Source organism: Ligilactobacillus salivarius DSM 20555 = ATCC 11741, assembly GCF_001435955.1.
Classification (GTDB): Bacteria; Bacillota; Bacilli; order Lactobacillales; family Lactobacillaceae; genus Ligilactobacillus; species Ligilactobacillus salivarius.
In genome coordinates, this window is record NZ_AYYT01000010.1 from 35463 (window position 1) to 61970 (window position 26508).

General features: G+C 32.3%; 25 protein-coding genes and 1 riboswitch. Of the genes, 2 read left to right on the plus strand and 23 right to left on the minus strand.

Annotation, left to right across the window (positions count from 1 at the left end; all coding sequences use genetic code 11):
- Positions 1–36: 36 nt before the first annotated feature.
- The 12 genes from glgB to FC55_RS05870 form a co-directional block, all read right to left on the minus strand.
- Entirely contained in the window at positions 37–1986 is a 1950-nt protein-coding gene (glgB, locus tag FC55_RS05815; protein WP_004563804.1) for a 1,4-alpha-glucan branching protein GlgB, read from the minus strand.
- 205 nt (positions 1987–2191) lie between these two features.
- Entirely contained in the window at positions 2192–3955 is a 1764-nt protein-coding gene (locus tag FC55_RS05820; protein WP_004563803.1) for a glycoside hydrolase family 13 protein, read from the minus strand.
- A 39-nt stretch (positions 3956–3994) separates the two neighbouring features.
- The gene (locus FC55_RS05825; protein ID WP_004563802.1) at positions 3995–5104 is read right to left on the minus strand and encodes a hypothetical protein; all 1110 of its coding nucleotides are present in this window, start codon (positions 5102–5104) and stop codon (positions 3995–3997) included.
- Between the two features lie 89 nt (positions 5105–5193).
- Positions 5194–6528 (minus strand): NADP-specific glutamate dehydrogenase, encoded by a 1335-nt coding sequence (gdhA, locus tag FC55_RS05830; RefSeq protein ID WP_003703082.1) that lies wholly within the window; start codon positions 6526–6528, stop codon positions 5194–5196.
- A 186-nt stretch (positions 6529–6714) separates the two neighbouring features.
- Entirely contained in the window at positions 6715–8088 is a 1374-nt protein-coding gene (locus FC55_RS05835; RefSeq protein WP_004563801.1) for an NAD-dependent succinate-semialdehyde dehydrogenase, read from the minus strand.
- Positions 8089–8266: 178 nt separating this feature from the next.
- On the minus strand, positions 8267–8749 hold the full coding sequence (locus tag FC55_RS05840) for a GNAT family N-acetyltransferase (RefSeq protein ID WP_003703092.1): 483 nt from the start codon (positions 8747–8749) through the stop codon (positions 8267–8269).
- Positions 8750–8766: 17 nt separating this feature from the next.
- Positions 8767–9081: a hypothetical protein gene (locus FC55_RS05845; RefSeq protein ID WP_003703026.1), complete on the minus strand. Its 315-nt coding sequence runs from the start codon at positions 9079–9081 to the stop codon at positions 8767–8769.
- A 593-nt stretch (positions 9082–9674) separates the two neighbouring features.
- Complete coding sequence (gene mgtE / locus FC55_RS05850) at positions 9675–11042, minus strand: magnesium transporter (protein ID WP_004563800.1); 1368 nt, start codon at positions 11040–11042, stop codon at positions 9675–9677.
- Positions 11043–11059: 17 nt separating this feature from the next.
- A complete protein-coding gene (locus tag FC55_RS05855) occupies positions 11060–11947 on the minus strand; it encodes an RluA family pseudouridine synthase (protein ID WP_011476266.1) in 888 nt (295 codons plus the stop codon).
- On the minus strand, positions 11937–12743 hold the full coding sequence (locus tag FC55_RS05860; RefSeq protein ID WP_003703056.1) for an NAD kinase: 807 nt from the start codon (positions 12741–12743) through the stop codon (positions 11937–11939). Before FC55_RS05860 ends, FC55_RS05855 begins: the two co-directional genes overlap by 11 nt.
- Positions 12744–12763: 20 nt before the next feature.
- Positions 12764–13408, minus strand: coding sequence for a GTP pyrophosphokinase (locus FC55_RS05865; RefSeq protein WP_003703093.1), 645 nt, complete (start codon positions 13406–13408; stop codon positions 12764–12766).
- Positions 13409–13508: 100 nt separating this feature from the next.
- On the minus strand, positions 13509–15584 hold the full coding sequence (locus FC55_RS05870; protein ID WP_004563798.1) for a DNA topoisomerase III: 2076 nt from the start codon (positions 15582–15584) through the stop codon (positions 13509–13511).
- A gap of 74 nt (positions 15585–15658) precedes the next feature.
- Between FC55_RS05870 and FC55_RS05875 the strand changes: the two genes are divergently transcribed.
- Positions 15659–16195 (plus strand): sugar O-acetyltransferase, encoded by a 537-nt coding sequence (locus FC55_RS05875; protein WP_004563797.1) that lies wholly within the window; start codon positions 15659–15661, stop codon positions 16193–16195.
- A gap of 42 nt (positions 16196–16237) precedes the next feature.
- On the opposite strand, the gene FC55_RS05880 is transcribed toward FC55_RS05875, so the two are convergent.
- The 6 genes from FC55_RS05880 to FC55_RS05905 all read right to left on the minus strand — a co-directional run bounded on the left by FC55_RS05880 (position 16238) and on the right by FC55_RS05905 (position 22426).
- Entirely contained in the window at positions 16238–17572 is a 1335-nt protein-coding gene (locus tag FC55_RS05880) for a nucleobase:cation symporter-2 family protein (protein ID WP_004563796.1), read from the minus strand.
- 2 nt (positions 17573–17574) lie between these two features.
- A complete protein-coding gene (locus FC55_RS05885; protein WP_035150371.1) occupies positions 17575–18153 on the minus strand; it encodes a xanthine phosphoribosyltransferase in 579 nt (192 codons plus the stop codon).
- A gap of 67 nt (positions 18154–18220) precedes the next feature.
- Positions 18221–18318, minus strand: a riboswitch (purine riboswitch).
- 43 nt (positions 18319–18361) lie between these two features.
- Complete coding sequence (locus tag FC55_RS05890) at positions 18362–19018, minus strand: glycoside hydrolase family 73 protein (protein ID WP_003703028.1); 657 nt, start codon at positions 19016–19018, stop codon at positions 18362–18364.
- 32 nt (positions 19019–19050) lie between these two features.
- Positions 19051–19647: an ECF transporter S component gene (locus tag FC55_RS05895; RefSeq protein ID WP_003705198.1), complete on the minus strand. Its 597-nt coding sequence runs from the start codon at positions 19645–19647 to the stop codon at positions 19051–19053.
- Positions 19648–19788: 141 nt separating this feature from the next.
- On the minus strand, positions 19789–20757 hold the full coding sequence (locus FC55_RS05900) for an AEC family transporter (protein WP_035150366.1): 969 nt from the start codon (positions 20755–20757) through the stop codon (positions 19789–19791).
- Positions 20758–20800: 43 nt separating this feature from the next.
- The gene (locus FC55_RS05905; RefSeq protein ID WP_035150363.1) at positions 20801–22426 is read right to left on the minus strand and encodes a malolactic enzyme; all 1626 of its coding nucleotides are present in this window, start codon (positions 22424–22426) and stop codon (positions 20801–20803) included.
- A 141-nt stretch (positions 22427–22567) separates the two neighbouring features.
- Between FC55_RS05905 and FC55_RS05910 the strand changes: the two genes are divergently transcribed.
- The gene (locus FC55_RS05910) at positions 22568–23449 is read left to right on the plus strand and encodes a LysR family transcriptional regulator (RefSeq protein WP_003703042.1); all 882 of its coding nucleotides are present in this window, start codon (positions 22568–22570) and stop codon (positions 23447–23449) included.
- A gap of 65 nt (positions 23450–23514) precedes the next feature.
- On the opposite strand, the gene FC55_RS05915 is transcribed toward FC55_RS05910, so the two are convergent.
- The 5 genes from FC55_RS05915 to FC55_RS05935 all read right to left on the minus strand — a co-directional run.
- Entirely contained in the window at positions 23515–23949 is a 435-nt protein-coding gene (locus tag FC55_RS05915) for a MarR family winged helix-turn-helix transcriptional regulator (protein WP_004563791.1), read from the minus strand.
- Positions 23950–24290: 341 nt separating this feature from the next.
- Positions 24291–24824 (minus strand): TetR/AcrR family transcriptional regulator, encoded by a 534-nt coding sequence (locus FC55_RS05920; protein ID WP_003710625.1) that lies wholly within the window; start codon positions 24822–24824, stop codon positions 24291–24293.
- A gap of 28 nt (positions 24825–24852) precedes the next feature.
- Positions 24853–25296 carry a universal stress protein gene (locus FC55_RS05925; RefSeq protein ID WP_003703052.1) on the minus strand — a complete coding sequence of 148 codons (444 nt, stop codon included), beginning with the start codon at positions 25294–25296 and terminating at the stop codon, positions 24853–24855.
- A 123-nt stretch (positions 25297–25419) separates the two neighbouring features.
- Positions 25420–25866, minus strand: a complete 447-nt coding sequence (locus FC55_RS05930; protein ID WP_003705203.1) for a CopY/TcrY family copper transport repressor — start codon at positions 25864–25866, stop codon at positions 25420–25422.
- A gap of 141 nt (positions 25867–26007) precedes the next feature.
- A partial coding sequence (locus FC55_RS05935; RefSeq protein WP_155512828.1) for an LPXTG cell wall anchor domain-containing protein occupies positions 26008–26508 on the minus strand: 501 nt, incomplete at its 5' end.

Consider the following 26508-nt stretch of genomic DNA (forward strand, 5'->3'; position numbering starts at 1 on the left):
AACAAAAACAACCAAATTCTCTCTCTCTTTTTTTGCTTATTTCTTATGTGAGTGTTTCTTAGAACTTCGACGAGTTACCTTAATATCTTTAGGTTTCAATATAATTGCGCCTAAAGCTGGAACTGTTGTAGTAATAGAATGTTCATAATCTTTAAAGTTAACTTCTTCGCTAACACTATCAGCATTATGCTCTACCCATGTTCCACCAAATTCCTTCATCTCAGTATTTAAAATTTCAGTATATGTACCCTCATATGGGACACCAATTCTGAAGTTTCTTCTTTCAACTGGTGTAAAGTTTAAGATAACAATCAAGAAATCTTTTTTACGTTTACCATGACGAATAAAGCTTAAAACTGTATCATTATGATTATCAGCATCTATAACTTCTAACGTAGCATCTTGTTGACCCAATTCCCACAATGGCCTTTCTTCCTTGTAAAAGTGGTTTAAAACTGAAGTGAAATGTTGCATCTTAGCATTCATTTCATCTTGTAAATCTACCCACTCTAATCCGTGATCAAATTTCCATTCTAAGAATTGTCCCCATTCGCCACCCATGAAGAGTAATTTCTTACCTGGATGCATCATCATAAATGTATAAAGTGTTCTCAATTGTGCAAATTGACGATATCTGTCTCCCCACATCTTATGCATTAAACTCTTCTTACCATGTACCACTTCATCATGTGATAAAGGTAATACAAAGTTTTCTGCTTGCCAGTACATAAATGAAAATGTAACTAAATTCAAGTTATCTTTTCTAAAATATGGATCCATTTCGAAAAATTCTAATACATCATTCATCCAACCCATATTCCATTTATAATCAAATCCTATTGCTCCAGATTCAATAGTTCCTGATATTTGTGTACCTGATGAACTTTCTTCAGCAATAATCAAAGATTCAGGATGAGCGAACTTCACAACTTTATTGAATTTTTGTAGGAAAGCATATCCTTCTAAATTACGAGTATCTCCGTATTTATTAGGTTTCCATGGGCCTTCATCATAATCTAGGTAAATCATGTTTGATACGGCATCTACTCGCATACCGTCTAAATGAAATTCGTTAAGCCAATAAAAGGCACTTGATAAAAGGAATGATTGCACTTCTGGTTTACCTAAATCAAAATTCAAAGCTCCCCAACCTATATTCTTAGCTCTGTCTGGATCTTCATACTCGTAAGTTGGAGTTCCATCATAATATGCTAAAGCATCATCATTAATACTGAAGTGACCAGGAACCCAGTCAACCAAAACACCAATATTATTTTGATGGCATTCATTAACAAAATCCTTAAACTCATCTGGTGTACCGTAACTTGAACACAAAGCAAAGTACCCCGTTAACTGATAACCCCAGGATGCTGGAAGGGGATGCTCCATCAATGGCATAAATTCGATATGAGTGTAACCCATCTTCTTCACGTATGGTATTAACTCTGCTGTTAAATCCTTAAACGTATACAAACTACCATCTTCATGTTCTTTCCATGATGGTGCATGTACTTCATAAATATTGATAGGATTATTAAAATGATTCATACGTTTTTGTCTGCCACGCCATAGACCGTCATTCCATTTAAACGGTTCCAATTCTTTGACGACAGCTGCTGTCTCAGGCCTTTTCTCATATACCTGTGCCATAGGATCTGTCTTCATAATTTCTCTACCGTTTGCTTGTTTGACTAGATATTTATAATATTGATTTTCTCGAGATTCTTTTACCTCGATACTCCAAATACCAGATTTCTCATCTAAAATCATCGGATGAGATTTATCCCAATTGTTAAAGTCTCCACATACCCATACTTGTTTAGCATGAGGAGCCCAAACGCGAAAAACATAACCGCTTTCATCATCTCTACTAATTTTATGAACACCTAAAAAATTATAGAGTTCATAGTTCACACCTTGATTAAACATGTGTTTATGATTTTCTAGCGATTCTTGTCCGTGGCGTTCTTCTGTATTTACAGCCATAGACACCCCTCCTTATGTTGAATTGATAAATTTAAAATTATCTACTTTTATAATACAACGTATATTGATTTAAAGAAATAGCTTTCACAAATTTTATCAAAATCAACCGACTTTTTTAATCTATTTTTCATCTAAATGTATTTTTTACTAATTTTATTCCAATAAAAAAAAGAGAGAAAAACTATTTTTTCTCTCTAAATTTCTCTTAGTCAGTAACAGTTATTATAAAGCCACCTGGAGCGATTTCATTTTTTCCGATATTACTTGCTAAAATTTTCTTTCCATCCACTTTTACATCTATATTATTCTTTCCAAAATTAAAAATTGATTGCACTTTACACCCAGGTAATTCTCGTATTAACTCAACACTATAATTACCCTTGTCTACTAAACTCCATGTTATATTACTATAATTTAATACTTTTGAATACTTTTTTCTTATAGCAATTAAATCTTTCATAAAATTGAACATTCTTAAATCTTGCTGACTTTTATCCCAAATCATGCATCTTCTACAATCTGGGTCTGGTCCTCCAGTCATACCAATTTCAGTACCATAATAAATACATGGACTTCCTGTCAACATGAACATAAATACTAAAGCTTGTCTTACTTTATTCTTATCACCCTTTGCTAGCGTCAAAATTCTGGCTGTGTCATGTGTATCTAATGAATTTAACATAACTTGATTATTTTGATCCCGATATTTCATTAAATTATTTATAAGTGTATCCTTCATATCTGTAATATTGATCTTATTCAAAATAATTCCATCAATAATTGCATCAGTAAATGGATAATTCATCACACCATCAAATTCAGCTTGATCTAACCAAGATTGAGCTGAATGCCAGACCTCTCCTACAACATAAAAATCTGATTTCAACTTATGAGTTTCTCGATAGAACTTCTTCCAAAAGTGATGATCTATTTCATTAGCAACATCTAACCTCCAAGCATCGATATCAAATTGTTCAATCCAATATCTAGCAATTTCTAACAAATAATCTTGCACTTCAGGATTAGCTGTATTTAATTTAGGCATATGTGGTGTCTTAGCAAAAACTTCATAGGTTAAATTTTCTGCTTGTTCCAGACTAATTTCATCATAAGATACTGGGAATTTATTAATATGGAACCATTCGGCAAAGCGGGATTTTTCTCCATTCTTTATGACATCTTGCCATTGCATGGAAAAGTCCCCCATATGATTGAATACAGCATCTAACATTATCTTAATACCACATTCGTGTGCTTTATCTACTAATTCTTTGAATTTTTCCTTACTGCCAAAAGCAGGATCAATATTAAAATAGTCTATCGTATCATATTTATGGTTAGAATGTGCAGCAAAAATCGGACAAAAATAGATTCCATTAATTCCTAAGTCTTCCAGATAATCTAAATGATCGATTACCCCTTGAAGATCACCACCAAAGAAATTTGTTCTACTAGGCTTTTCACTTCCCCATGGCAATGTTCCTTTGGGATCAATTGAATGATCACCATTAGCAAAGCGTTCAGGAAAAATCTGATACCAAACCGTTTTTTTCACCCAATCTGGCGTTTTTATGCGATCTATTTCGTGGAAATAAGGCATTCTAAAACCAGAACTATTCTCTAAATGTGTCTTAGAATAACTCCAAATATGTCTATCATCATATAAAAATTCTTTGCCATTTCTAAATTTGATTTTAAAAAAGTATTGTAACCTTTTTAGTGGAACGCTCACATTTAATTGCCAATAATCATAAAGACTTGTTGAAGCTTGTAGATTCATTTCTTGAACTTGATATTCCCAAATCTGCTTCTTTTTATCATTTATGGTAACGTCATATGGATCTCCATAATATAAAATTACATTTTCAACTTCATTTGTCCCCGTTCTTAACCTAATCTGAAAGTCATCTTTCTTTACTAAATATGCCATTTCACTATCTGGCCTGTGATAAAGTGCTGCTAAATTCATTTTTCTCAAATTCCCCCTATGCTATCTTGATACTTCCAATCAAACTTTTCTTAGAATCTTTTTTGTCTTTTCAATTGGATATGGTGCTTCTTCCTTATAATAATAATTTACATCAGCTATTTTAGCTTTTACTACATGATTATCAACACCAACTGGGATTTCAACCTCATCACCAACTTGAATACTCTCATCATCAGTCAAATAATTATATTCTTTATATCCACCTTCAAAGAATACACCACAAATAATATATTCGCCTTTTCTGCGTAATCTCCTATTATAAACACTTGATTTAAAAATCTCTGTTTCATCTTCTTGTGAAATTATATTTGTTATATCTTTAATAAAATCTCCCCAATCTGTTGGAAGAGAATATTTATCATAAGTTCCCACATAAATCTTTCGATCATTTTGACTATTTTCAATTATTAATTGGTAATCCCGCTTTTCTTCTGGCTCAATAACATCTTTAGGATTGCCTAAGATTCTATTAAATGAATTAGTAAAAGAATAATTTTCTAAAAGTTCTTTCACCTTATTAGGAATTACATACGTCTTAACGATTTTCATTCCTTTATTATCTTTTTGACTATATTCAATTTTATCTTCTTTAGCGGTTATAATTAGCTTTTCTATCTTGATCGTATTGTTTAAATTATGTCTAGTTTCTAAAATAACTTTTTTTATTTCATCCTTAGTATCTTTACCATCAAATAACCATAAATAATCCAAATCTAACGTTTCTCGAATATAACTTGAAATCTTGCTAACTGATTCGTCTCCATTGACTATACCTACTAATTGGTTCTTCCTACCATTTTCATCAGTTACATCCAAAGTCCAAGGTCTAGCATCTAAACCTATAATGTTACCCTCTCTGTTATTGAAACAATCCCTTATACTTGCTAAAATCTTTTGAGTGATTTCTTCATCAAATTTAAATGTCCGATCAAAAAATTTTCGATCACCATTAATTTCTAATCTATAGCTATATCTCTTAACTCTAACTTTTCCATTTTTCTTTATTATAACTATTTGTTTTGTTTCTTCATTTTCTTGAGGTCTAAGTCGTAAGCCCCCACTATCATCTGTAACAATTTTAACTTTCTCTAAGGGAGCTTCAAATAGAACACTAAATCCACCTAACATTGTTACCGCTTCCTTTCAGATATAATTATACTAAAAAAAGCCATTAGGAAAAACCTAATAGCCTCTTAAATTAATTAATTAGTTATTCTTTAAACTACACCTTGTGCTTCCATTGCTTCTGCTACCTTTAAGAAGCCAGCAATGTTTGCACCTGCTACATAGTCTCCATCTAAACCATATTTCTTAGCAGCTTCATCAATATTATGATAAATGTTAACCATGATATCCTTTAGCTTGCCATCTACTTCTTCAAATGACCAGCTTAGACGTTCTGAATTTTGACTCATTTCCAAGGCTGACACTGCAACACCACCAGCATTGCTTGCTTTACCTGGAACAAAAAGTACCCCGTTTTCTTGAAGATACTTTGTTGCGTCTAATGTAGTTGGCATATTTGCACCTTCACAGACAGCAAGTACACCATTAGCAACTAAATTCTTAGCATCATCTAAATCTAACTCATTTTGAGTTGCACATGGTAAGGCAACATCAGCTTTAACTGACCATACCCCACGACCTTCATGATATTGAGCACTTTCTCTTCGTGCTGCATATTCTGTTAGTCGTTGACGTTTAACTTCTTTAACATCTTTTAACAGTTCAACATCAATTCCTTCTGGGTCATATACCCAACCATTAGAGTCAGAACATGTTACAACTTTAGCTCCTAACTGTTGTGCCTTTTCAATTGCATAAATAGCTACGTTACCAGCACCAGAAACTGTCACAACTTTATCTTTCAAGTCTTTACCATGATCTTTTAATAATTCTTCAACTAGATATAGTAATCCATAACCAGTTGCTTCAGTACGAGCTAAAGAACCACCAAAGGTCAAGCCTTTCCCAGTTAGAACACCTTCATATGTAGACTTTAGACGCTTATATTGACCAAATAAGTAACCAACTTCACGAGCACCTGTTCCGATATCACCAGCTGGTACGTCAACATCAGCTCCAACATATTTATAAAGTTCAGTCATGAAACTTTGACAGAATGCCATAACTTCTCTGTCAGACTTACCTTTAGGATCAAAGTCCGAACCACCTTTAGCACCGCCAATTGGTAGTGAAGTTAATGCGTTCTTAAATACTTGTTCAAATCCTAAAAACTTAATAATACCTAGGTAAACTGATGGATGTAAACGAAGACCACCCTTATAAGGCCCAATTGCATTATTAAATTGAACACGATAACCATTATTAACTTGAACTTGTCCATTATCATCTACCCAACTTACTCTGAATAGAATTTGACGGTCAGGAGTTGTTAATCTTTCCAATAAAGCTTCTTTACGATACTTTTCTTCATCACTTTCGATTACTGGTCTTAATGATTCTAATACTTCTTTAACAGCTTGATGGAACTCAGGCTGACTAGGATTTTGTTCTACTACTCTTGAATAAACGTCATCAACATAACTCATTAGCAGCACCTCCAATTTTATCGTTGACCTAATTATATCTAATACATCTATTTAAAATCAACTGTTTTCTCATATTTTTTAAAAATAAATTAAATTTACCTAATCTAAAATTAAACTTAAGGCCAGATTTATTTAATAAAAAATATCGACAAGCCTTAAAAACTCGTCGATATTAATAATCATTGATTATCTCTTTGGTTCAAATACTAAGTGTTCATTTACAAAAGCATTGAATCCTAATTCACTTAACTCTCTACCATATCCTGAGTTCTTAACTCCACCAAATGGTAATTCTGGAAGTGATGCCCAGCCTGAATTAATCCAAGACATTCCTGTTTCAATCTTAGCAGCTACTCGAGCAGCATGTTCTGGTTCACCGAAAACTGTATTTCCTAAACCATAGCTTGAGTTATTTGCTAATGCAATTGCTTCTTCTTCAGAGTTTACCTTATAAACAGATGCAACTGGTCCAAACATTTCTTGATCAAAAATAGGATTATCAGGAGTAATATCAGTTAAGATAGTTGGCATAAAGAATTGACCTGGTAAATCAACCTTTTCATTTCCATAGTAAACTTTAGCACCATTTTTAACTGCTAGTTCAACCTGCTTCTCCAATTTTTCTTTAGCACTCTTAGAATTTAATGGAGCTAATGTTGTAGTTCTATCAGTAGGATCTCCCATACGAACAGCTGAAAATGCATCTTTCAATACTTCTAAGAATTCATCATACTTATCAGCCATTACAATAAATCTCTTAGATGAAGTACATACTTGTCCTGCATTATACAAGCGAGCTTGTGGAGCTACTTCCTTAACTAAATCCCAATCGGCATCATCTAAAATGATAAATGCATCATTACCACCTAATTCCATCGTGGTTTTCTTTAAGTTTTTACCAGCTTCAGCAGCTACACTCATTCCACCACGTTCAGAACCAGTTAAGCAAACACCGCTAACACGCTTATCTGCAATTGCTTTTGCTACTTGATCATAGCTAATAAACATATTATTCAAACTGCCTTCTGGAGCTCCTGCTTCTAAAACTGCATCTGCAAAAGCTTGAGCTGAAGCAGGACAATTAGAGGCATCCTTTAAAATCATTGGATTACCGATAATAAAGTTTGGTGCAAATACACGTGCAATTTGGTAGAATGGGAAATTCCATGGTTCAACCGCTACCAAAACTCCAGTTGATTGCTTAATATAATATGCCTTTCCAGCATCTGTTTCTAAAGTACGAGGCTTTAAGAATTCATCTGCCTTATCTGCATAGTAATCACAAATATCTGCACAAAGATCTACTTCACCTTCTGCTTCGCCAATTAATTTTCCCATATCATGAGACATAATTGTTGCATATTCTGTTCTTCTTTCACGTAAAATATCAGCTACCCTATGTAAAATAGCTTTTCTATCTTCTAAGCTTTCAGAATCATTTCGCCAATCTAAATATAATTGGTGTGCTTTGGCTAAAACAGCTTCCAACTCTTCATCAGTTGCATTAGGAAATTCTTTTTCTACTTCATTTGTATATGGATTAATTGTTTTATATGCCATAAAAAGCACCTCTTTCTAAATTTGAGTACGCTTACATAATAATGCTATTATAAAAAATAAGCAAGTATTTTGCTTTGTTTTTTCACAAAATATTCTAACAAATGCTTTTAAATTAGGTTTTATCTTGTGAAAAAAACTTATTATCACTTGCTTATTTACTAGTTTTCTTCGTATTCAATTATAATTCCTTTTTCATGTTATACCAAATTTCTCCGGCATGTTCAGAAGATGATTTCCCTTTGTTTGAATAACCATTCTTCTCATAAAATCCCACTTTACTTTCTAAACAAGTCAAAGAAATGCCATCTATTCCTAACTTTTTAGCAATTTTCTCCAAATTTATCAATAAGTCACTGCCAATATGATTCCCACGATACTCAGGTGCGACAGCAACAGATAAAACATTTAAATACTTACCACTATCATCTGGCTTAGCTTGTGCTTCATACATCCAATCTTCTACATAACGAGCGTCAGTCCTAATTGCACAAATAAATCCTCTAATTTCATCATCTTCAACTGCTACCAAAAACGTCTCGGAAAAATTCTTAATTCTTTCAATAAAAGTAGCTTTACTTCCCGCTTCTTCCGGGGTAAAACCGCTTTGTTCAATTCTAACTATCGCATCTATTTCTTCTGGACATACCTTTTTAAATTCCATAATCTCTTCCTTTCAGGTTATCCAATATGATTTTCTTTTAAAATTTTTTCAACTATTTCTTCCATTTCAGGGGTTTTCTTCCATTCTTCAAATTCAGTAAAGTTTTCAGGTGGCATTTCAAAATTCTCATTAACATAATTTTCGTATTTAATTACGTTAGTAGAATGTGGAATATTTAATTGAATAATTCTAACTTCTTTTATCATTCCACGAATTGCGGCTAATTCTGCACGTCCATTTTGAACCATATTTGAAATTTCATAATATTTACTGCCATCATTACGTGTTATTTCTTCAATCAAAGTTAATGTTTCATTACTTTTTCTTGCCATTTTACTTTTCCTTTCCCAACTATTATGCAATATCTATTTTAACTCAAATAATATTTTTCAACCATAGCAAAAGGAGCTGAGATATAGCCGAATGACTTTATCCCAACTCCTTGGCATAAGAGAGAAAGAGAATTGATTAGAAGGTAAATTTATTAAATACCTTACTCCATAATAATACTTCTATCTGTAAGCGGTGTCAACAAGTTTTTGATATTTTTATCTAACTTTTTTAATTTAATCTATATTTGGTTTAAATTCCTTGATATTCATACTATAATGGAGATAGCTAAATTGTTAGGAGTTTTTTCTATGATTAATAAGAAGCAATTTAAGAGTAGTATTTTTCTAGGCTTTATTATTACCCTCATTTATATGATTCATCTATATTTAAAAGGAAAGTTAGCCTTTGTATCAGTTTTACTTTCTCTTAATCTTTGGTATCTACCTTTGGCTTTGCTTCTCTTATATTATTTTATTGTTAGTAGTTCAATCTACTTATTTTTCCGAATATTAAATTACATAGTAAATATGTTTAGATAATAAAATGTGGTAGTTTCTAATCAGTATAAACTGTTCAGAAACTACCACATTTGTTATTGTCCAATAAAAAATTGTAAGAACATTTGTGCAAAAAGAAAATATATCAATAATGAGGTCACGTCACTTAAGGTCGAAATAAAAGCACCGGAAGCCACAGATGGATCAACATTGAATTTTTCCATTACCATTGGAATCAAGCATCCAATTAAGTTTGCCACAATAATTGCAAAGAACATCGCAATCCCAACCACAAAACCTAGAATGAAATTTGCTTTCCATGCTCCAACTAAAATCCAAATAATAACACCAGTAACCCCACCTATTAAAATACCGGTTAAAACTTCATTTGCCATAATTTTTAGTCTAGATTCTTCATCATCATTATTAGCAATTCGTTTAATTGCAACAGCTAAACTTTGAGTACCTGCATTACCTGAAGCACCGGTAATAGTTGAAATAAACACTGCTAAAATTGTAGCTTGATTTATCAAGTGTTCAAAATGAGAAACTAACAAAACTGTCAACAGCCCTAACAATAGCATTACCGTTAAACTTGGCAGACGTTTTTTAGCATTCTCAAAAGGATTTATTGTAACTTGCTCCGTATCAACCCCAGCCAAGCCTGAGTAATCTTCAGACGATTCTTCATCGATAACGTCAATAATATCATCGACGTTAATGATTCCTATTAACTTATCATCGTAGTCGGTTACTGGAATTGCTAAGAAATTATAATCTCTGATTGTTTGAGCAACTTCTTCTTGGTCTTCAGAAACTTCAACTGACATTACTGGAGTATTCATAATATCGCTAATCATTGTATCATCATCATTAGTTAATAAATCACGTAGAGTTAAAACTCCGATTAACTTTTCTTCATCGTCAATTACGTAAACATAATAAATAGTTTCTGCTTCTAAAGCTTCACTCTTGATAACGTGCATCGCCGATCTAACAGTTTGGTTACCCACAATGTCAACATATTCTGTAGACATGATCGCTCCAGCAGTTTTATCTTCATAATGCAGCATTTCTCTAATCTCAGTTGCCGATTCTTCTGGCAGTAACTTCATATATTTTACTAAGTTTTTCTTCTTAGCATACGCCAAAATATCAACCGCATTATCTGTATACATTGAATTAATAACTTGGGCTGCATAACGCGGAGTCATTTCTTCAAAATAATTTGCTAATACCACTGGTTCTTCTTCACTAACATTAAAGATTTCCCCAACTTCTTCAGGAGTAAGATAGCGATACAATCTAGAACGTTGAATATAGTCCATTTCAGCAAAAATTTGTGCTTGCTCATAGACGTGTAAGTCTAAGTATTGCTCTCTAAAATCATGCGCCTTCTGTTGATTTAATAAATTTAAAATAGCATTGATTTCTTCTTCGCTCTCAATTTGTTTCTCTACCATTGCTAATCATCCTCCTTTCACTTTAAATAATTCATCATATCTTGGGAAATATTACTCTTTACTTTTATATACTGAGAACTAAATTGATCCCAAAATACAACCTCACTACAATGCAAAGCTTGACGTTGTAGTGGCATAGAAATAGTCCCACCATATAAAGTATCACTAACCAAAGGATATCCTAAATAGGAGCAATGTACTCTTATTTGATGGGTTCTACCTGTATGCAACTTTATTTTACAAAGTGTATTGTCTCTTATTCTCTCTTCTACAAAAATTTCAGTTTTACTTCTCTTAGCTTTTTCAGAGAATAGTACTTTCCGTTTAATTAAACTTGTACTATCTCTACCAATAGGTAAATCAATTATATAATGATTATTATGCAAAATTCCACTCAATATTGCTGTATATGTCTTGCTAATCTTATGCTCTTTTAATTGACTATCTAGTAAAGCATGAGCATAGCGATGTTTGGCGAAAATAACAATCCCTGACGTATCCCTATCTAGTCTAGTCACAATATGTGGGATAATTCCACGATATCCTCGAATTTGATAATAACCTACAACTCGATTAACTAAAGAATCATTAGGATGCAAAGGTGAAGGAATTGACGCTACAAAAGCCGGTTTGTCTACTAAAAGATAATTATCATCTTCATACAAAATTTTAATTGGTACAAATGATGGTGGAACGCTCCGCCTAAATTCTTCATCTGGGACAACTAAAGTTATTTTATCGTTCTTTTTTATTTTATCTATCTTACGCCCAGATTTACCATTTATCAAAATCTTTCCATCAGAATATCTGACCTTAGCTAATAATCTTCTAGATATTCCTTGTTTTTTTAAGAAAGTTTTTAACTTACAACTAACATCTTCTGAATAAATCCAATTAATCTGCATCTTCATCACCAATGAACGCAGTTTGAACACGATGCCAGAAATGTGTGTGGCGATATTTGGCGAAATGAATTTTCTTCTTCGAAATCTTAAATTTAATTTCTTTTATTTTCAATTTATGATAACTATCGGAATCCACAGTTAAAATAAAATCTGCAGCTCCTTCAGGTTCAATTGTTATCCAATCTTTAGGGGCAATAATCATTGGTGAACTTAATGTTCTAAAGACACGATTATTAATCGAACTTACTTCAGTTAATTGTAATACATCTAAAGTTGGATGCACTACCGCACCACCTAAAGATTTATTATAAGCAGTAGAACCAGTTGGAGTTGATACACACAAACCATCGCCACGAAAACGTTCAAAAAATTCGCCACCAATAAAAACATCAGTTACCATAGTACTACTAATACGACGAATAGTAGCTTCATTTAAAGCAGTAAATACATCTCGTTTATTTGAATCCTTATAAGTAACAAACACATCTAGGAGAGGATAACTAACTGACTGTCCATTATCAGACTGTAGACTGATAACTAAGTCATCTATTTCATCGTCACGCCAATCTGTATAAAATCCCAAATGTCCAGTATGTACACCTACAAATCTTATCTTATCTAACATATCAATGTATTTATGAAAGGCTGACAAAAGTGTACCATCGCCACCAATCGTAACTACCACTTCTGGATTTTCATCATCAATTATAAAATGCCTTTCCAAAAAGCGTCTAGTCAAGGCAGCTTTTACTTCTAAAGAACGACGAACATTATTTGAAAAGATTCCGACTCTCATGTTTAACTTTACACCTCAATTTAGTTGTCTATATCATCCAGCGAACTATCTGTATAACCTTTTTTTTGTGAAAAAATCTGTTGAGCTTCTTTAATATCACCATTAATACTAGACATTTCTGTATCTAATTGAAAAGCCGCCTCAGCTGCTCTACGCAGTCTAGCTGCTATCTCATCAGGAAATTTTCCTTGATACTTGTAATTAAGTGAATGCTCAATTGTTGCCCAAAAGTTCATCGCCAAAGTTCTGATTTGAATTTCAGCCTTGATAATCTTTTCACCATCAATTTGTTGTAGAGGATAATTAATTACGATGTGATAAGAACGATATCCACTAGACTTGTTATTTGTAATGTAATCTCGTTCTTCAATAATTGTCATATCTTTTCGTTTACGTAAATCTGATACAACTTGATAAATATCTTCAACGAACTGACACATTATTCTTACACCAGCGATGTCTTCCATCTCATCTAATCTATCTTCTGTTAACTGTCGTCTTACCATTTTTTCTTTAATACTATCTACTGATTTAATTCGTCCAGTTACAAATTCTATTGGTGCATGATTATCAGTTTGACGATACTGCTTTCTCATTTCTCTTAATTTTAATTTTAATTCATTTACGGTTTGTTCGTAGGGATTCAAAAATAATTGCCAATCCATCGTACTTACCTTCCAATTCTAAATACTTTCGCTTATTAGTTTAACATATTAGCGTTTGTTGTTGGAAATAGATACTTTTATTTTTCAAAAATTTTCAATTTTATTCGTTTTTACCCATTACTGCTTTTAAAGCTAATGCTAAAGGACTCTCTTGTGGCTCATCATCTTGGTTAATTTTCTTTAGCAATCTTCTTTCCTCATGCTTAGTCATCTTTTTATTTTTCTTACCAACTGTCATCTTTTCAGTAGTACCGTCATACTTACATCTGAAATATTTACCATTTTTTCCTTCAACAATTAACATTTTACGGTGACATTGTGGACAGCGATGGTTGGAAACTTTAGCATCTTTTCGACGACGATAATTGCATTCTGGATTAGAACATACATATATTTCTCCATCTCTTGTTTTTCGAATTTTTAGGAAACTATTACATTCTGGACAACGTTTCTTAGTCAATGAAAAGTCTTTATAATCTTCTTTACTATTCTTTACTTCACTTACTAAACGTTTAGTATCATTTTTTATATCTCCAATAAATTTTTGTGATTTCATTTTTCCATGAGCAATATCTTCCAATTGTTTTTCCCATTTAGCAGTCAATTTAGGACTAACAAGTTCTTTATTTACAAGATTTAACAATTGTTTTCCTTTATGTGTTACTCTTAGTGCATGACCAGTTCTTTCCATCAGCTCCGATTTTACTAACTTCTCAATAATTTCAGCTCTAGTTGCTGGAGTACCCAAGCCAAATTTTTCCATTTGCGCTAATAATCCAGCTTCGGTTAATGGTGATGGTGGTGTTGTTAATTTTTCTTCAACTGTAAAGTTTGGACTTACTATAGTATCTTTTTTCAGATTTAAAGCAACTTCTTCAGATGCATCTTTATTCTTCCAACCATAATCTAGAACTTTCTTTCCTACGAAAATAAATTCATCTTTATCAAAAGTTACAACTACTCTTAATTCTTCAACTGTATAAGGTTGCGCAAAAATCCCCAAGAAACGTGAAACAATTAAGTTATATATTTTCTGTTCATCAGCAGAAAATTTACTGTAGTTTGGTACTTGTTCAGTCGGAATTAAAGCATGGTGATCTGTAACTTTACTATCATTGAAAACTTTTTTCAAGATAACCTTAGCTTTGTTTTTTATAGCTTCTTCAGCCCTACTATCATATTTTCTAATTGCTTGTAACCTTTCCATTAAAGTAGCCTTAATGTCATTAGACAAGTATCTACTATCAGTTCTTGGATAAGATACCACTTTATGAATTTCGTATAAGCTTTGAACCAAGCTCAATGTCTTCTTAGCTGAATAACCGTATCTCTTATTTGCTTCTCTTTGTAATTCCGTCAAATCGTACAATAAAGGTGCTGGTTCTCTTTTTATCTTTGAATTAATATCCTTTATTTGACCTTTAAAATTATCCAGATGACGCTTTTTCTTTTCAGCCTCATCGCGTTCTTTAATCGCATAAATATTTTTCTGCTTCATGTATGCAGTTTGCTTACCAATGCGTAATGCTACCCGATAATATTTTTGAGGCATGAACTTTTCAATTTTTTCTTCTTGTCTTCTTACTAAAGCTAATGTAGGAGTTTGAACACGTCCAGCTGATAAATTATCTTGATACTTAACAGTTAGTGCACGTGTAACATTTAAACCGACTAACCAGTCTGCTGTGGCACGAGCTAATGCTGATTCATATAAGTTATCATATTTTTCTGCCGGTTTTAATTCTTTAAATCCCTGTTTAACAGCTTTATCTGTCTGTGAAGAGATCCAAAGACGCGTAACTTTTTTATTTGCATGTACATATTGTAATATCCAACGAGCTACCAATTCTCCTTCACGACCAGCATCAGTAGCTATTACAATTTCATTTATGTCTTTTCTTTTGACTAAACTTTCTATTGTCTTTAATTGGCCTCTAGTCTTTGGCAATGGTTTTATTCCAATGAATTTAGGTAACATTGGTAATGTCTCTAATTGCCACTTCTCCCACTTTTTGTTTAAATCTTCTGGCATTTTTAAACCTAGTAAATGTCCTAGAGCCCAAGTTATAACATAATTTTTACCTTCAAGATAGTTTTTCCTCTTTTCATTAGCATTTAAAATTCTTCCAATGTCACGAGCAACACTTGGCTTTTCTGCTAAAATTAATTTCTTCATTAAAAATCTTCCATTCTTTTACATTCTTGCTACAATAAAATTATACACTATATTGAAGAAAAGGAATTGTAAGATTGTTTAATAGTCAAACTGATAAACTTACGGCATTAAAAGCTCAAGCTCAAGATATCTGTCGTAAATATAATAATAAAATAAATTTCGAAAGTAAGTATGATTACTCATTACTGTCATCTTTATTTAAAAATTTAGGAGATAATCCTTACATTGAATCTAATTTTTATTGTGAACTAGGTACCAATATTTCATTTGGAAATAACTCTTTTCTAAATCATGATGCAACTATTGTAGATTATGCACCAGTTAAGATTGGAAATAATGTCAATATTGCTCCAAAGGTTGGTATCTATACTACTATTTATCCTGATGATCCTAAATTGAGAAAACAACATTATCTTTCAGCTGCTCCCATTAACATTGAAGATGGCGTATGGATTGGAGGACATGCTGTAATTAGTGCTGGAGTAACAGTTGGTAAAAACTCTATTATCGGTGCTGGCAGCGTCGTTACAGAAAATATTCCAGCTAATTCAGTTGCTGTTGGAAATCCTGCCAGAGTTATTCGTAAAATCAATATTGATGATAAGCCATGAAAAAATTCACGAAATGTTTTAACATCTCGTGAATTTTGCTTTTTATTTAGTTTCAACTGTCATTGGTCGTTCATCTTTTTGAGTAATTTGTTCTTGATCTAATCCTTCTTTACCTTTGAAACAAACATTTAAACCAACTGAACAGATACTTGCAACAACAATACCGTTACCTAAGAATAATTGCACTGTACGAGGCAAGTTTTGGAAAATTGTAGGATAGATAGATACACCTAATCCTAAACCAATTGAAACAGCTACAATCAAAATATTACGTTCATCTTTAAAATCAACGTCAATCAACATTCTAATACCTTGAACGCTGATCATCGCAAACATTACCAACATAGCCCCACCCAAAACTGGAGTTGGGATAATAGTTGCTAATGCTCCAATTTTTGGAAGTAATCCTAAAATCATCAATAAAGCTGCTGACCAATAAATTGGACGCTTAGTCTTAATTCCTGTTAATTGTAATAAACCTACATTTTGTGAGAAAGTTGTGTATGGGAAAGTATTAAAAATACCCCCTAAAACTACTGCTAAACCTTCTGCACGATAACCATGCTTTAAATCATCTTCAGTAATATCTTTGTTTAATAAATTACCTAAAGCAAAGAATACACCTGTGGATTCAACCATTGATACTAAGGAAATGATTATCATTGTTACAGAAGATGACCATTCAAAGTGTGGAGCTCCAAAATAAAATGGTTGTGGCACGTGGAACCATGCAGCTTCGACAATTGGTTGCAAGGATACCATACCCATTGTAGCTGCCAGTAATGTTCCTAAAATTAAACCAATTAATACAGCTATAGAACTCAAAAAACCTTTACCCCAAATCTGAATAATCAAGATAATCAAAATTGTTACAAAACCAGTAACTAAATTCTTCCAATTACCAAAATCAGCAGCAGTTGCATCGCCACCACCGATATTTTGTAGAGCAATTGGAATTAATGTTAAACCGATAACTGTAATCAATGTTCCAGTTACAACTGGTGGGAATAATTTCTTAATCTTAGAAAAATAACCTGAAATCAAAAATACAAAAATTCCGGCGACAATAATTGCACCATACATCGTTCCAATTGTAAATTGTTTACCTATCATCTTCAAAGGTTCTACAGCTTGAATCGCACATCCCAAAACAACTGGTAGTCCAATTCCAAAATACTTATTACGAGCTAATTGAATAAAGGTAGCTAAACCACACATAAAAATATCAATTGAAACTAAATATGTCATTTGCTCGCTATTAAATTTTAATGCTGTACCAATTAGTAATGGTACGGCAACTGCTCCTGAATACATCGCCAATAAATGTTGTAAACCTAAAATCGCAGCTCTACCATGATTTACATTTTTTTCTTGCATGATTATTCTTCCCCTTCAAAATGTACTTGGTTATCATCAAATGAACTAATAACAGCTAGAGATTCTAATCTAACTCCTCTATCATGAATAATCTTTGCACCTTCTTGGAAAGATTTCTCAATGACAATTCCTACACCTTTAATTTCAGCACCAGCAGCATCGCAAATATTGAATATTCCTTGAACAGCTTGGCCATTAGCTAAGAAATCGTCAATAATCAACACTTTATCATCTGATGTTAAAAATTTCTTATCAACAGAAATTGTATTAGTAACTTTCTTTGTATAAGAATAAACATCTGAAGTATATAGATTATCTACCAATGTCAAACTCTTGTGTTTACGTGCAAAAACAACTGGTAACTTCATAACTAATCCAGCCATTACAGCAGGTGTAATCCCTGATGATTCAACTGTAATAATTTTTGTTATTTCTTCATCTTTGAATAATCTTGCAAATTCCTCTCCCATTTTGTACATCAATTCAGGATCAATCTGATGATTTAAAAATTGATTTACCTTCAACACATTTCCTGGTAAAACAACTCCATCTTTCTTGATTCTCTCTTCTAATAGCTTCATAACTCCTAATTCCTCCATAAAATAATAAAAGCTCTTTTACCATAAGTAAAAAAGCCCATACTAAAATATACTATGCTTAATTACTTATAGTCCAAGATTTAAGGTCCTGGGTAGAAACTGTCACCCATATTATGACGATATATAAGTATATATTTAAAGATAACATACAATAACAACTTTAACAACCATTATAATTCGGTTTTTAAATCTAATTATTATCATATTTATCTAAATTATATGTTTTTATCAATGAAATCAACTTTTGAGCATAATTAGGATCTGTGGCATATCCTCTTTGTTGTAAAGCTTGAGCAGCTTCCACATAATTATCTGCTGACAACACAGCTTGATAATGGCTACTATCCCAACTTGTTCCATCTACAAAAAGTGCTGTATGTTGCTCAATGGATTCTCTCCAACTTTGATAGATAGCAAATCGTGCCCTTACAACAATCCATTGTCCATTTACATACTCTTTAGTTGTCATTAAGCCTCCAGTATCACTCTTTACCCCAAATAAATTGTAATATTGTGTGGCTAATTCACTTTGACCCCAATTTGATTCTAATGCTGCTTGAGCAATAGTAATACTAGCAAAAATATGGTATTTTCGCTGTTCATCTTGCGCAATTGGAGCAATTTTCTCTACAAATTCTTCCTTTTTTACATCTTCAATTTTGGTCATTTGTGTATTGTTATTTACACCAGACCATTTTATAAATTGTACAAATAATAAACTTAACAAAATAACTACTAATAATAAGTCTGATAACCGAAGTTTGCCATTTACGTATAAGAACTTAAATTTTGCTTTTTTCCGTCTTTTTTTGACTGTTTTCTTGTTTTGTGTTCTTTTTCGTGCCAAACTTTGTAACTTCCTTCCTATTAGTCTATTTATTATTTGATACGATCAATCATCATTTTTCTTAAAGGCTTTGCAATCATTGGAGCTAATATTCCTGCTAAGATAGCTTCAGGAATTCCATTTGTTGCGATTACCCCTAATAAATAAGGTAATAATGCTTGAATGTCGATATGATATAAAGCCATCGAATGTCCACGGTAAAATAGATAGATTTGACCTAGGACCAGGATAGTATTAACTAATGATCCTGCAACAGCTGCAACTGTCATACTTAAATATTTTTTCCCAGTTCTAAGTGTTAAGAACTTGAATAACCAGCCAGCGACTGTCCCAATTAAAATTCTAGGTAATATTGAAATTAATGGATTAACAAAAACAATTGCTGCTAAGGGACTGGTTGGCCAAACAAAAGCCCTAATAAAAGTAATGACACCCCATATTCCACCTATGATCGATCCATATTTAGTACCAAAAACTAAGGCTGTAACAATTACCGTTATGTGGATAATTGTTAAATTTAGTGGCCCCATTGGAATATAACCTAAAAATGGTATGAAATTTTGAATGATAATAATTGCACTAAATAAAGCAATTAGTACCTGTCTAAAAATCTTATCCTTACTCTCCAAAATGTAAAATCCCTTCTTAGATAATTCATTAGCTTAGATTATATCACATTATTAGAAATAAAATTATAAAAATAAAACTAATCATATTATGAACTTCTAATCGTCATAATATGATTAGTTTCTCTCTCTTATGCTTTAAAACTAAATATATTGGATAATTGTCATTAAGATTGGTACTACTACAATAAATAATACTGTACTCATGACAACAATGTCAGTGGCATATTTTACATCGCCATGTGCTTCATTTGCTAAGATTGGTAAGACTGCCAATGCTGGTGTCGCAGCTTGCACGATAAATGTTTCTCTCATTAAACTTACCATGTGAATTCCTGCTGCTGGAGCAACAAATTTTATAAGTAAAATTAATACAAGTGGGGAAAGAATAAATCTTCCTATTAAACCTAAAATTGTGTCTCTTTCAACTTTAAAATTCTTCAATCCCGCATCACAAAGTACAATACCAATATAAATTAAAGATAATGGTGTTACCAAACCACCAACATATGTCAATGTTTGAGCCGCAAATGCTGGAACTTTGATACCAGTCAATAACCATAAAATTGCAACAATGAAACCTACCAATGGCATTGGTAATAATTTACGCCAATTAATCTTTTTAGCTACATTTTTATTTTTAGCAACTGGATCATCATTGTAAATTAAATAAACACCAAATGCCCAGGTTGAAACTGTATTAATAATATAGTAAATCAAAAAGTAAGATAGTCCCTTTGAACCAAACAAAGCATTGTTTAATGGCATACCAATAAAAATTGTATTGGCATTTACTACTGTGTTCATAAAGATGCCTCGACGACCTGGACAAATTTTAAAAATCTTAACTGTTAACCAAGCAATGATATAACCTATTACTACTCCTAAAGCTGGAAATAGTAATCCTTGGAATAAATTGCCTAAGCCATCTCTTGTCAAATGATCTTGAACTGAAATAAAAATTGAAGCTGGTAAAGCAATTTGTGTGATTAATTTGGAAATATTACTTGAAAATGAATCGTCAAACCATCCATTCTTTCGTAAAATATATCCTAATGCCATCATCAAAACGATAACGACTACGCTAGATACTGAAGTTAAAAATGCTGCCACTCTATCTCCTCCTAATCTAATCTCTCTATCTCTCTTAAATTAATTAATAGCGTGGTTCCCATTTCATATCAGCTACTGTTTTTTTAGCATCTGTCACATTTTCTTTAGACAATCCTTGATCAATAACTGATTGAGCTACAGTTTCAGCAACTGTTGTTGTAAATTCTTGTAACTTATCAATTGGTGGTAAAACTGGTGCACCTGGTTCATCAGGGTCAACAATTCCGCCTAAAGCATGACTTGCTTGGGAAATCATTTCTTCATTCAACACTTTAGAACTTGCTGCCATTGCACCAAAACATACACCTGGATAAATCAAAGCGTTGTTAGCTTGACCAATCTTGTAGGTTACCCCATTATATTCAACATCATCTGATGGAATACCTGTTGCAACCAAGGCACGACCTTCAGTCCATTTAATTAAGTCATCTGCATGTGCTTCAATCAACTTAGTTGGGTTAGAAATTGGGAAAATGATTGGACGTTCTGTATGTGCAGCCATTTCTTTGATTACACTTTCAGTAAACGCACCTGGTTGAGTTGAAGTACCAATCATAACTGTAGGATGAACTGCTTTTACAACAGCTTCTAAGTTTGTTAATTCATCAGCATTTTCAAATTCATCGCGTGAACGAACAAATGCTTTTTGACCTTCAGTTAATCCTTCTGTATCGTCAAATAATAATCCTTGTTTATCAACAAGATAGAAGTGTTTCTTAGCTTCTTCTTCACTCAAGCCTTGACGCTTCATTTCATCAAACATTAAACGAGCAATCCCAATTCCAGCTGTTCCAGCACCAAAAGTTAAGAATTTTTGATCTGTGAATTTTTGTTTTGAAATGTTTAAAGCACCTAAGACACCCGCCAAACAAACAATACCCGTACCTTGAATATCATCATTGAATGTTAAGATTTTATCTTTATACTTATTTAAAATAACGTCCGCATTAGAACGACCAAAGTCTTCAAAATGTAACATTGATTCTGGGAATAGTTTTTGAACTGCAGCTACAAATTTATCAATTAATTCGTTGTACTTTTCGCCATAAACACGTTTATGTTTATTACCTAAATACAATGGATCATTTAATAATTCTTTGTTGTTAGTACCTGCATCAATAGAAACTGGTAAAACTTGTGCTGGGTTAATACCTGCTGCAGCTGTGTAAACCATTAATTTACCAATAGCAATATCAACACCATCAACACCCCAGTCACCAATACCTAAAATTCCTTCAGCATCAGTAACTACAATTAAGCGAATGTCACGACCATCAGCTGCATTTTTCAAAGTTGTTTCAATTGATTCAGGTTTATCGATTGAAATAAATGCTGCTTCTTGAGGACGCATAAATAAATGATTGTATCCTTCGATTGATTCAGCAACTACTGGATCATAAACAATTGGCATAAATTCTCTTAAATGTTGTCCCATTAGATAAAAGAATAATGTTCTATTAGTATTAAATAAGGACATTAAGTAAATTCTTTTTTCCAATCTTGATGTCTTTGAGCTATACTGTTCATAGACACGTTCAGCTTGTTCTTCGATTGTTTGAACGTGACTTGGCAATAATCCTACTAAGCCTAATTCTTCTCTTTCTTCTTTAGAGAAGCCTGTACCTTTATTTAAAAATGGATTTCTTAAAATTTCTTGTGGCGTTGCCATATAAATTCCTCCCATGTAAATATCTAATTTACCTGTTTACATGGTGCATTATAGTTTTGAGTTAAAATTATTGTCAAATAAAGATACAACTATTAATATTATTTATATGATAAAAAGAAAGGTTATTATACCGGTGATTAAATGGATACAAAAAGTTTAGAATATTATCACAAATTAGTTGAAGAAAAAAATTTTTCAAAAGTTGCGGAATTTTTTGAGGTTAGTCAACCTACTATTACGTTAGCTATCAAACGTCTAGAAAATGAATATCAAACAAAATTTTTTCTACGTGATCGATCACATAAAGAACTTATTTTGACTAAAGATGGTAAGCAGTTTGATAGACATGTAGTCACAATTCTTAATGAATTAGAAATTGCACGTAAAGAAATTTCTCGAAATCAGGAACAAATGATCCGTCTAGGACTGCCCCCTATTATTAGTCAGTTCTATTTCCCACAAATTACTCCAGGTTTAACAGACAACAAACTTTTAAGACGAATCGAACCCTATGAAGAAAAAGGATCTGCTATTCTATTGAAAATGTTAAAAGATGGTACTTTGGACATGTCTTTGCTTAGTTCAACTACTCCATTAACTGATAAGAACTTGAAAGCACATATTATTTCAAAAGCTAATTTTAAAATTATTGTTAGTCCTCAACATCGCTTAGCAAATAGAAAAAGTGTAACTTTCAATGAATTAGTAAACGAAAACTTTATTAATTTAAATTCAAGCTTTATTCATGCAGAAGTTTTTAAACACTTTGCCCACGAGGCACATTTTCGTCCAACTATTATCTTCCAGACCAGCGATGTCCCGTTACTAAAAAGTTTGGTATCTCAAAATACTGGAATAGCTTTATTAACGGACTTGGCTTTGAAAAACACTGACGATCTAGTTGCACTAGATATTGAAACTAATATTCCATTAAATTTCATTGTTTCAATTGCATACCGTCGTTCTCATATTTTAACTCCTAACCAAAGTAAACTAATTTCTTTATTAACAGATAAAAAATAGTCTAGAATCATCGATTTTGGAATCTTTGATTCTAGACTATTAATTATTTATTTACTTATGAGTAATTATCTAGGATTATTTTCAGCAATAAATTCTGTTGTTTGACGTAATACACGCTTAAAAATAGCTAAGTCACGTGGAGATACTTCATCTTCTAAACGTTCTTGTAAATTATCCCAAAATTCACTTTGTTGTGCTAAAGCATTAGTATAATCTTCTGTAACTGATAAATGTGTAACACGTCTATCTTCATCATCGATTTTTTTTGTCACTAAACCTAGACTTGTTAATTTTTTAATATGATAATTTGTATTAGGTGTAGATTGACCTAATAACTTAGAAATTGTTCCAATAGTAGGATTATCTAATTGGTTAATTGCTTCTAAATAATACATATCGATTGCACCCAACTTGTCCAATTCGACAGCACCTTCATAATAATCATGTAATCTAATAAGTTGTGTTAAGTTAACCATTGCTCTTTGAATAGAATTGCTCATTGATCTTACCTCCAATTTACTAAGATTGCCTTATAGATCTTCCTTTTTATGCAATAAACACAAATTCTATCGTATAATAAAACATATACATAAGTAAATAGCAAATACTATAAATTTATTTAAAATAACGTTTTCCAGATAAGTTTACAGTTGTACTTAATTTACCTTCTGTATTATTATACTTTATTATTTTTATCTTGTAAAATACTTTGGCTAAATTATTTTTACTGCAATGAAATTTAAAATTATTGATCATTCTTATAAAATCATAATAAAAGCACTAACTATCAACACTTAATTTAGTATTGATAGCTAGTGCTTTTACTTAATTACTTACAATGTTATGGCATGAAATTCCTAAAGAAGTCGATTAACTCTTCTTCTGGTGTTTGAAAATTTTGTTCTACCCAATCCACTACAACTGTTAGAACTCCACCAGCAATCATTTTAGCCGTCATTTTCGGAACTGCAGAAGTGCTTAGAGCATTTCTCACCCAGTTAATGTCAGTAAAATTTTCTGTGTCTTCTTTCGAACCTTGCAGTAACTGTTCGCTGAGCATATTAGTAATAATATTCATCAGTGTAACATCATTATTATTAATTAATACATTTCTAAAAAGTGGCTTATCATTGCCAATCATTGTAACAACTGAATTAATAGTATCATGTGGGTCAAGTTCAGCAACCATGAAAGTTAAGAAACTATACTTTAACAAATCAAATTTATCAGTAAAGTAACGATAAAATGTACTACGATGTACTCCTGCTTCACGGCAAATTTGATCTACCGTTATCTTTTCAAGTGGTTCTTTTCGCAAAAGTACTAATAAACTATTACCTAATGCTTCTTTTCTTCTGGCTTGTTGCTTTTTCATTGACCTATTACCTCATAATTTTTAATTATTAGCGTACTACTAACACTGAAATTGGGGAATATTTAACGATATAAGCAGCTTGTGAACCAAAATATTTTCTAATTCCAGTTTTGGATAAAGCACCGATAATTAGTAAATCTGGTTCAACCGCAGGGATAATATGCTTAACAATTTCTTCACCGGCATTTCCTTCAGAAAATACTAGTTGAACATTTTTTACACCTGCTTCTAGCGCTATTTTTTTGTAACCTTCCATGTGCTTTTCTAATTCTGCACGTTCACCATGAATATAATCACGTGACATAGCTTGATAAATATTCATTTCATCTTTTTCTAAAATAGAAGTAATAACTAAAGTTGCATCTAATTCAATAGCTCGACGCATGGCTACACGGAATGCTAATTGAGCATCTTCTGAATCATCTACACCAACTAGTATCTTTTTAATATTTTTAATATTTTCAGAGTCCATCTCTTCCATCCTCTCAACAAAAAATTGTACCTGCAAAGCTACGATTTTATTATACTTTATTCCCCTAAGTTTTTAAATATATTTTTTAGGATAACCAAACTTTTTATTTCAATACTGTAAAAATCAATTATCCATCTCCATCATACAATCACAACTGCCATTAGGAACACAGTTACATGGCAATGATTCTGGAGCATTTTTTGCTTTAACTTCAAGAATTGACTCAAGTTTTTTTATATCATCTTTGGATAATTCTACATTATTCAATACCGTTGCCAAAGTTTGACCCACATGCATCTGACAAATATTTCCAAAACTTGTTAATATTTGTTCGTTAATTGTTTGTTGTTCTTTAATAATAGGATAGTAAATATAGGCTCTACCTTTCCGTCTAGTTCCTACATATCCCTTTGCTACTAAGCGACCAATTAATGTTTTAGTGGTAGCTGGTTTCCATTGTCTTCTGTCAGATAAAGCTTCGATAATTTGTCGACTTGTTGTTTCACCTAAAGCCCAAATAACTCTCATAACATCCCACTCTGCATTACTGATCTCAACTTTTTCCAACATTTCCACCACCTTAAAAAATATTATATATAATAGTATACCACTATCTTATATATTTTAAGTAGTAGTACATACAAATTGCACAAAAAAAGATCAATAACTTTTACGCTATTGATCTCTTTTGCTAGTCAATCTTTATCTTAACTAGTCTTTCTTTCTCTTTTTACCTAAGCCGAACAAACCTAAGATTCCCATTAATGCCATTCCGATTACAGATAACTTCTGACTATCATTAGTTTCACCAGTTTGTGGTAATTCACCTGCTTTAGCATTAGCAGCATTCTTACCAAGTGAATTATTATCTTTATTAATCTTATTATTGGTATTTGTTGGTGTAACCTTCACGTTAGAGTTTGTAGTATTACCATTACCTTTAGCAGTTACTAATTGACTACCTGGAATTGTATTTGTTGAACCATCTGGGTATGTTAGTGTTGCAGTTCCGTCATCAGCTATAGTTACCACTGTACCTGGATTAAGTTTTTCCAAGTTATTTGATAGTTCTTCTTTTTCGCTATCTGTTAGTTTGTTTAGATCGTCTACTTTTACCTTGTCGCCTGGTTCCTTTGGTTCGTTCTTATCTGCGTCGCTCTTTCCTTCTACCACTTTGTCTCCTGGAATTGTATCCTTGGAGCCATCTGGGTA

What these genes read in the sequence shown, in the direction of transcription:
- glgB (WP_004563804.1), bottom strand. Translation starts at nt 1,986, where the DNA reads ATGGCTGTAAATACAGAAGAACGCCACGGACAAGAATCGCTAGAAAAT.
- FC55_RS05820 (WP_004563803.1), bottom strand. Translation starts at nt 3,955, where the DNA reads ATGAATTTAGCAGCACTTTATCACAGGCCAGATAGTGAAATGGCATAT.
- FC55_RS05915 (WP_004563791.1), bottom strand. Translation starts at nt 23,949, where the DNA reads ATGAGCAATTCTATTCAAAGAGCAATGGTTAACTTAACACAACTTATT.
- mgtE (WP_004563800.1), bottom strand. Translation starts at nt 11,042, where the DNA reads ATGGTAGAGAAACAAATTGAGAGCGAAGAAGAAATCAATGCTATTTTA.
- FC55_RS05860 (WP_003703056.1), bottom strand. Translation starts at nt 12,743, where the DNA reads ATGAGAGTCGGAATCTTTTCAAATAATGTTCGTCGTTCTTTAGAAGTA.
- FC55_RS05840 (WP_003703092.1), bottom strand. Translation starts at nt 8,749, where the DNA reads ATGGAATTTAAAAAGGTATGTCCAGAAGAAATAGATGCGATAGTTAGA.
- FC55_RS05885 (WP_035150371.1), bottom strand. Translation starts at nt 18,153, where the DNA reads ATGAAGCTATTAGAAGAGAGAATCAAGAAAGATGGAGTTGTTTTACCA.
- gdhA (WP_003703082.1), bottom strand. Translation starts at nt 6,528, where the DNA reads ATGAGTTATGTTGATGACGTTTATTCAAGAGTAGTAGAACAAAATCCT.
- FC55_RS05855 (WP_011476266.1), bottom strand. Translation starts at nt 11,947, where the DNA reads ATGCAGATTAATTGGATTTATTCAGAAGATGTTAGTTGTAAGTTAAAA.
- FC55_RS05845 (WP_003703026.1), bottom strand. Translation starts at nt 9,081, where the DNA reads ATGGCAAGAAAAAGTAATGAAACATTAACTTTGATTGAAGAAATAACA.
- FC55_RS05930 (WP_003705203.1), bottom strand. Translation starts at nt 25,866, where the DNA reads ATGTTGGAAAAAGTTGAGATCAGTAATGCAGAGTGGGATGTTATGAGA.
- FC55_RS05925 (WP_003703052.1), bottom strand. Translation starts at nt 25,296, where the DNA reads ATGGACTCTGAAAATATTAAAAATATTAAAAAGATACTAGTTGGTGTA.
- FC55_RS05870 (WP_004563798.1), bottom strand. Translation starts at nt 15,584, where the DNA reads ATGAAGAAATTAATTTTAGCAGAAAAGCCAAGTGTTGCTCGTGACATT.
- FC55_RS05905 (WP_035150363.1), bottom strand. Translation starts at nt 22,426, where the DNA reads ATGGCAACGCCACAAGAAATTTTAAGAAATCCATTTTTAAATAAAGGT.
- FC55_RS05825 (WP_004563802.1), bottom strand. Translation starts at nt 5,104, where the DNA reads ATGTTAGGTGGATTTAGTGTTCTATTTGAAGCTCCCTTAGAGAAAGTT.
- FC55_RS05835 (WP_004563801.1), bottom strand. Translation starts at nt 8,088, where the DNA reads ATGGCATATAAAACAATTAATCCATATACAAATGAAGTAGAAAAAGAA.
- FC55_RS05880 (WP_004563796.1), bottom strand. Translation starts at nt 17,572, where the DNA reads ATGCAAGAAAAAAATGTAAATCATGGTAGAGCTGCGATTTTAGGTTTA.
- FC55_RS05920 (WP_003710625.1), bottom strand. Translation starts at nt 24,824, where the DNA reads ATGAAAAAGCAACAAGCCAGAAGAAAAGAAGCATTAGGTAATAGTTTA.
- FC55_RS05865 (WP_003703093.1), bottom strand. Translation starts at nt 13,408, where the DNA reads ATGGATTGGCAATTATTTTTGAATCCCTACGAACAAACCGTAAATGAA.
- FC55_RS05910 (WP_003703042.1), top strand. Translation starts at nt 22,568, where the DNA reads ATGGATACAAAAAGTTTAGAATATTATCACAAATTAGTTGAAGAAAAA.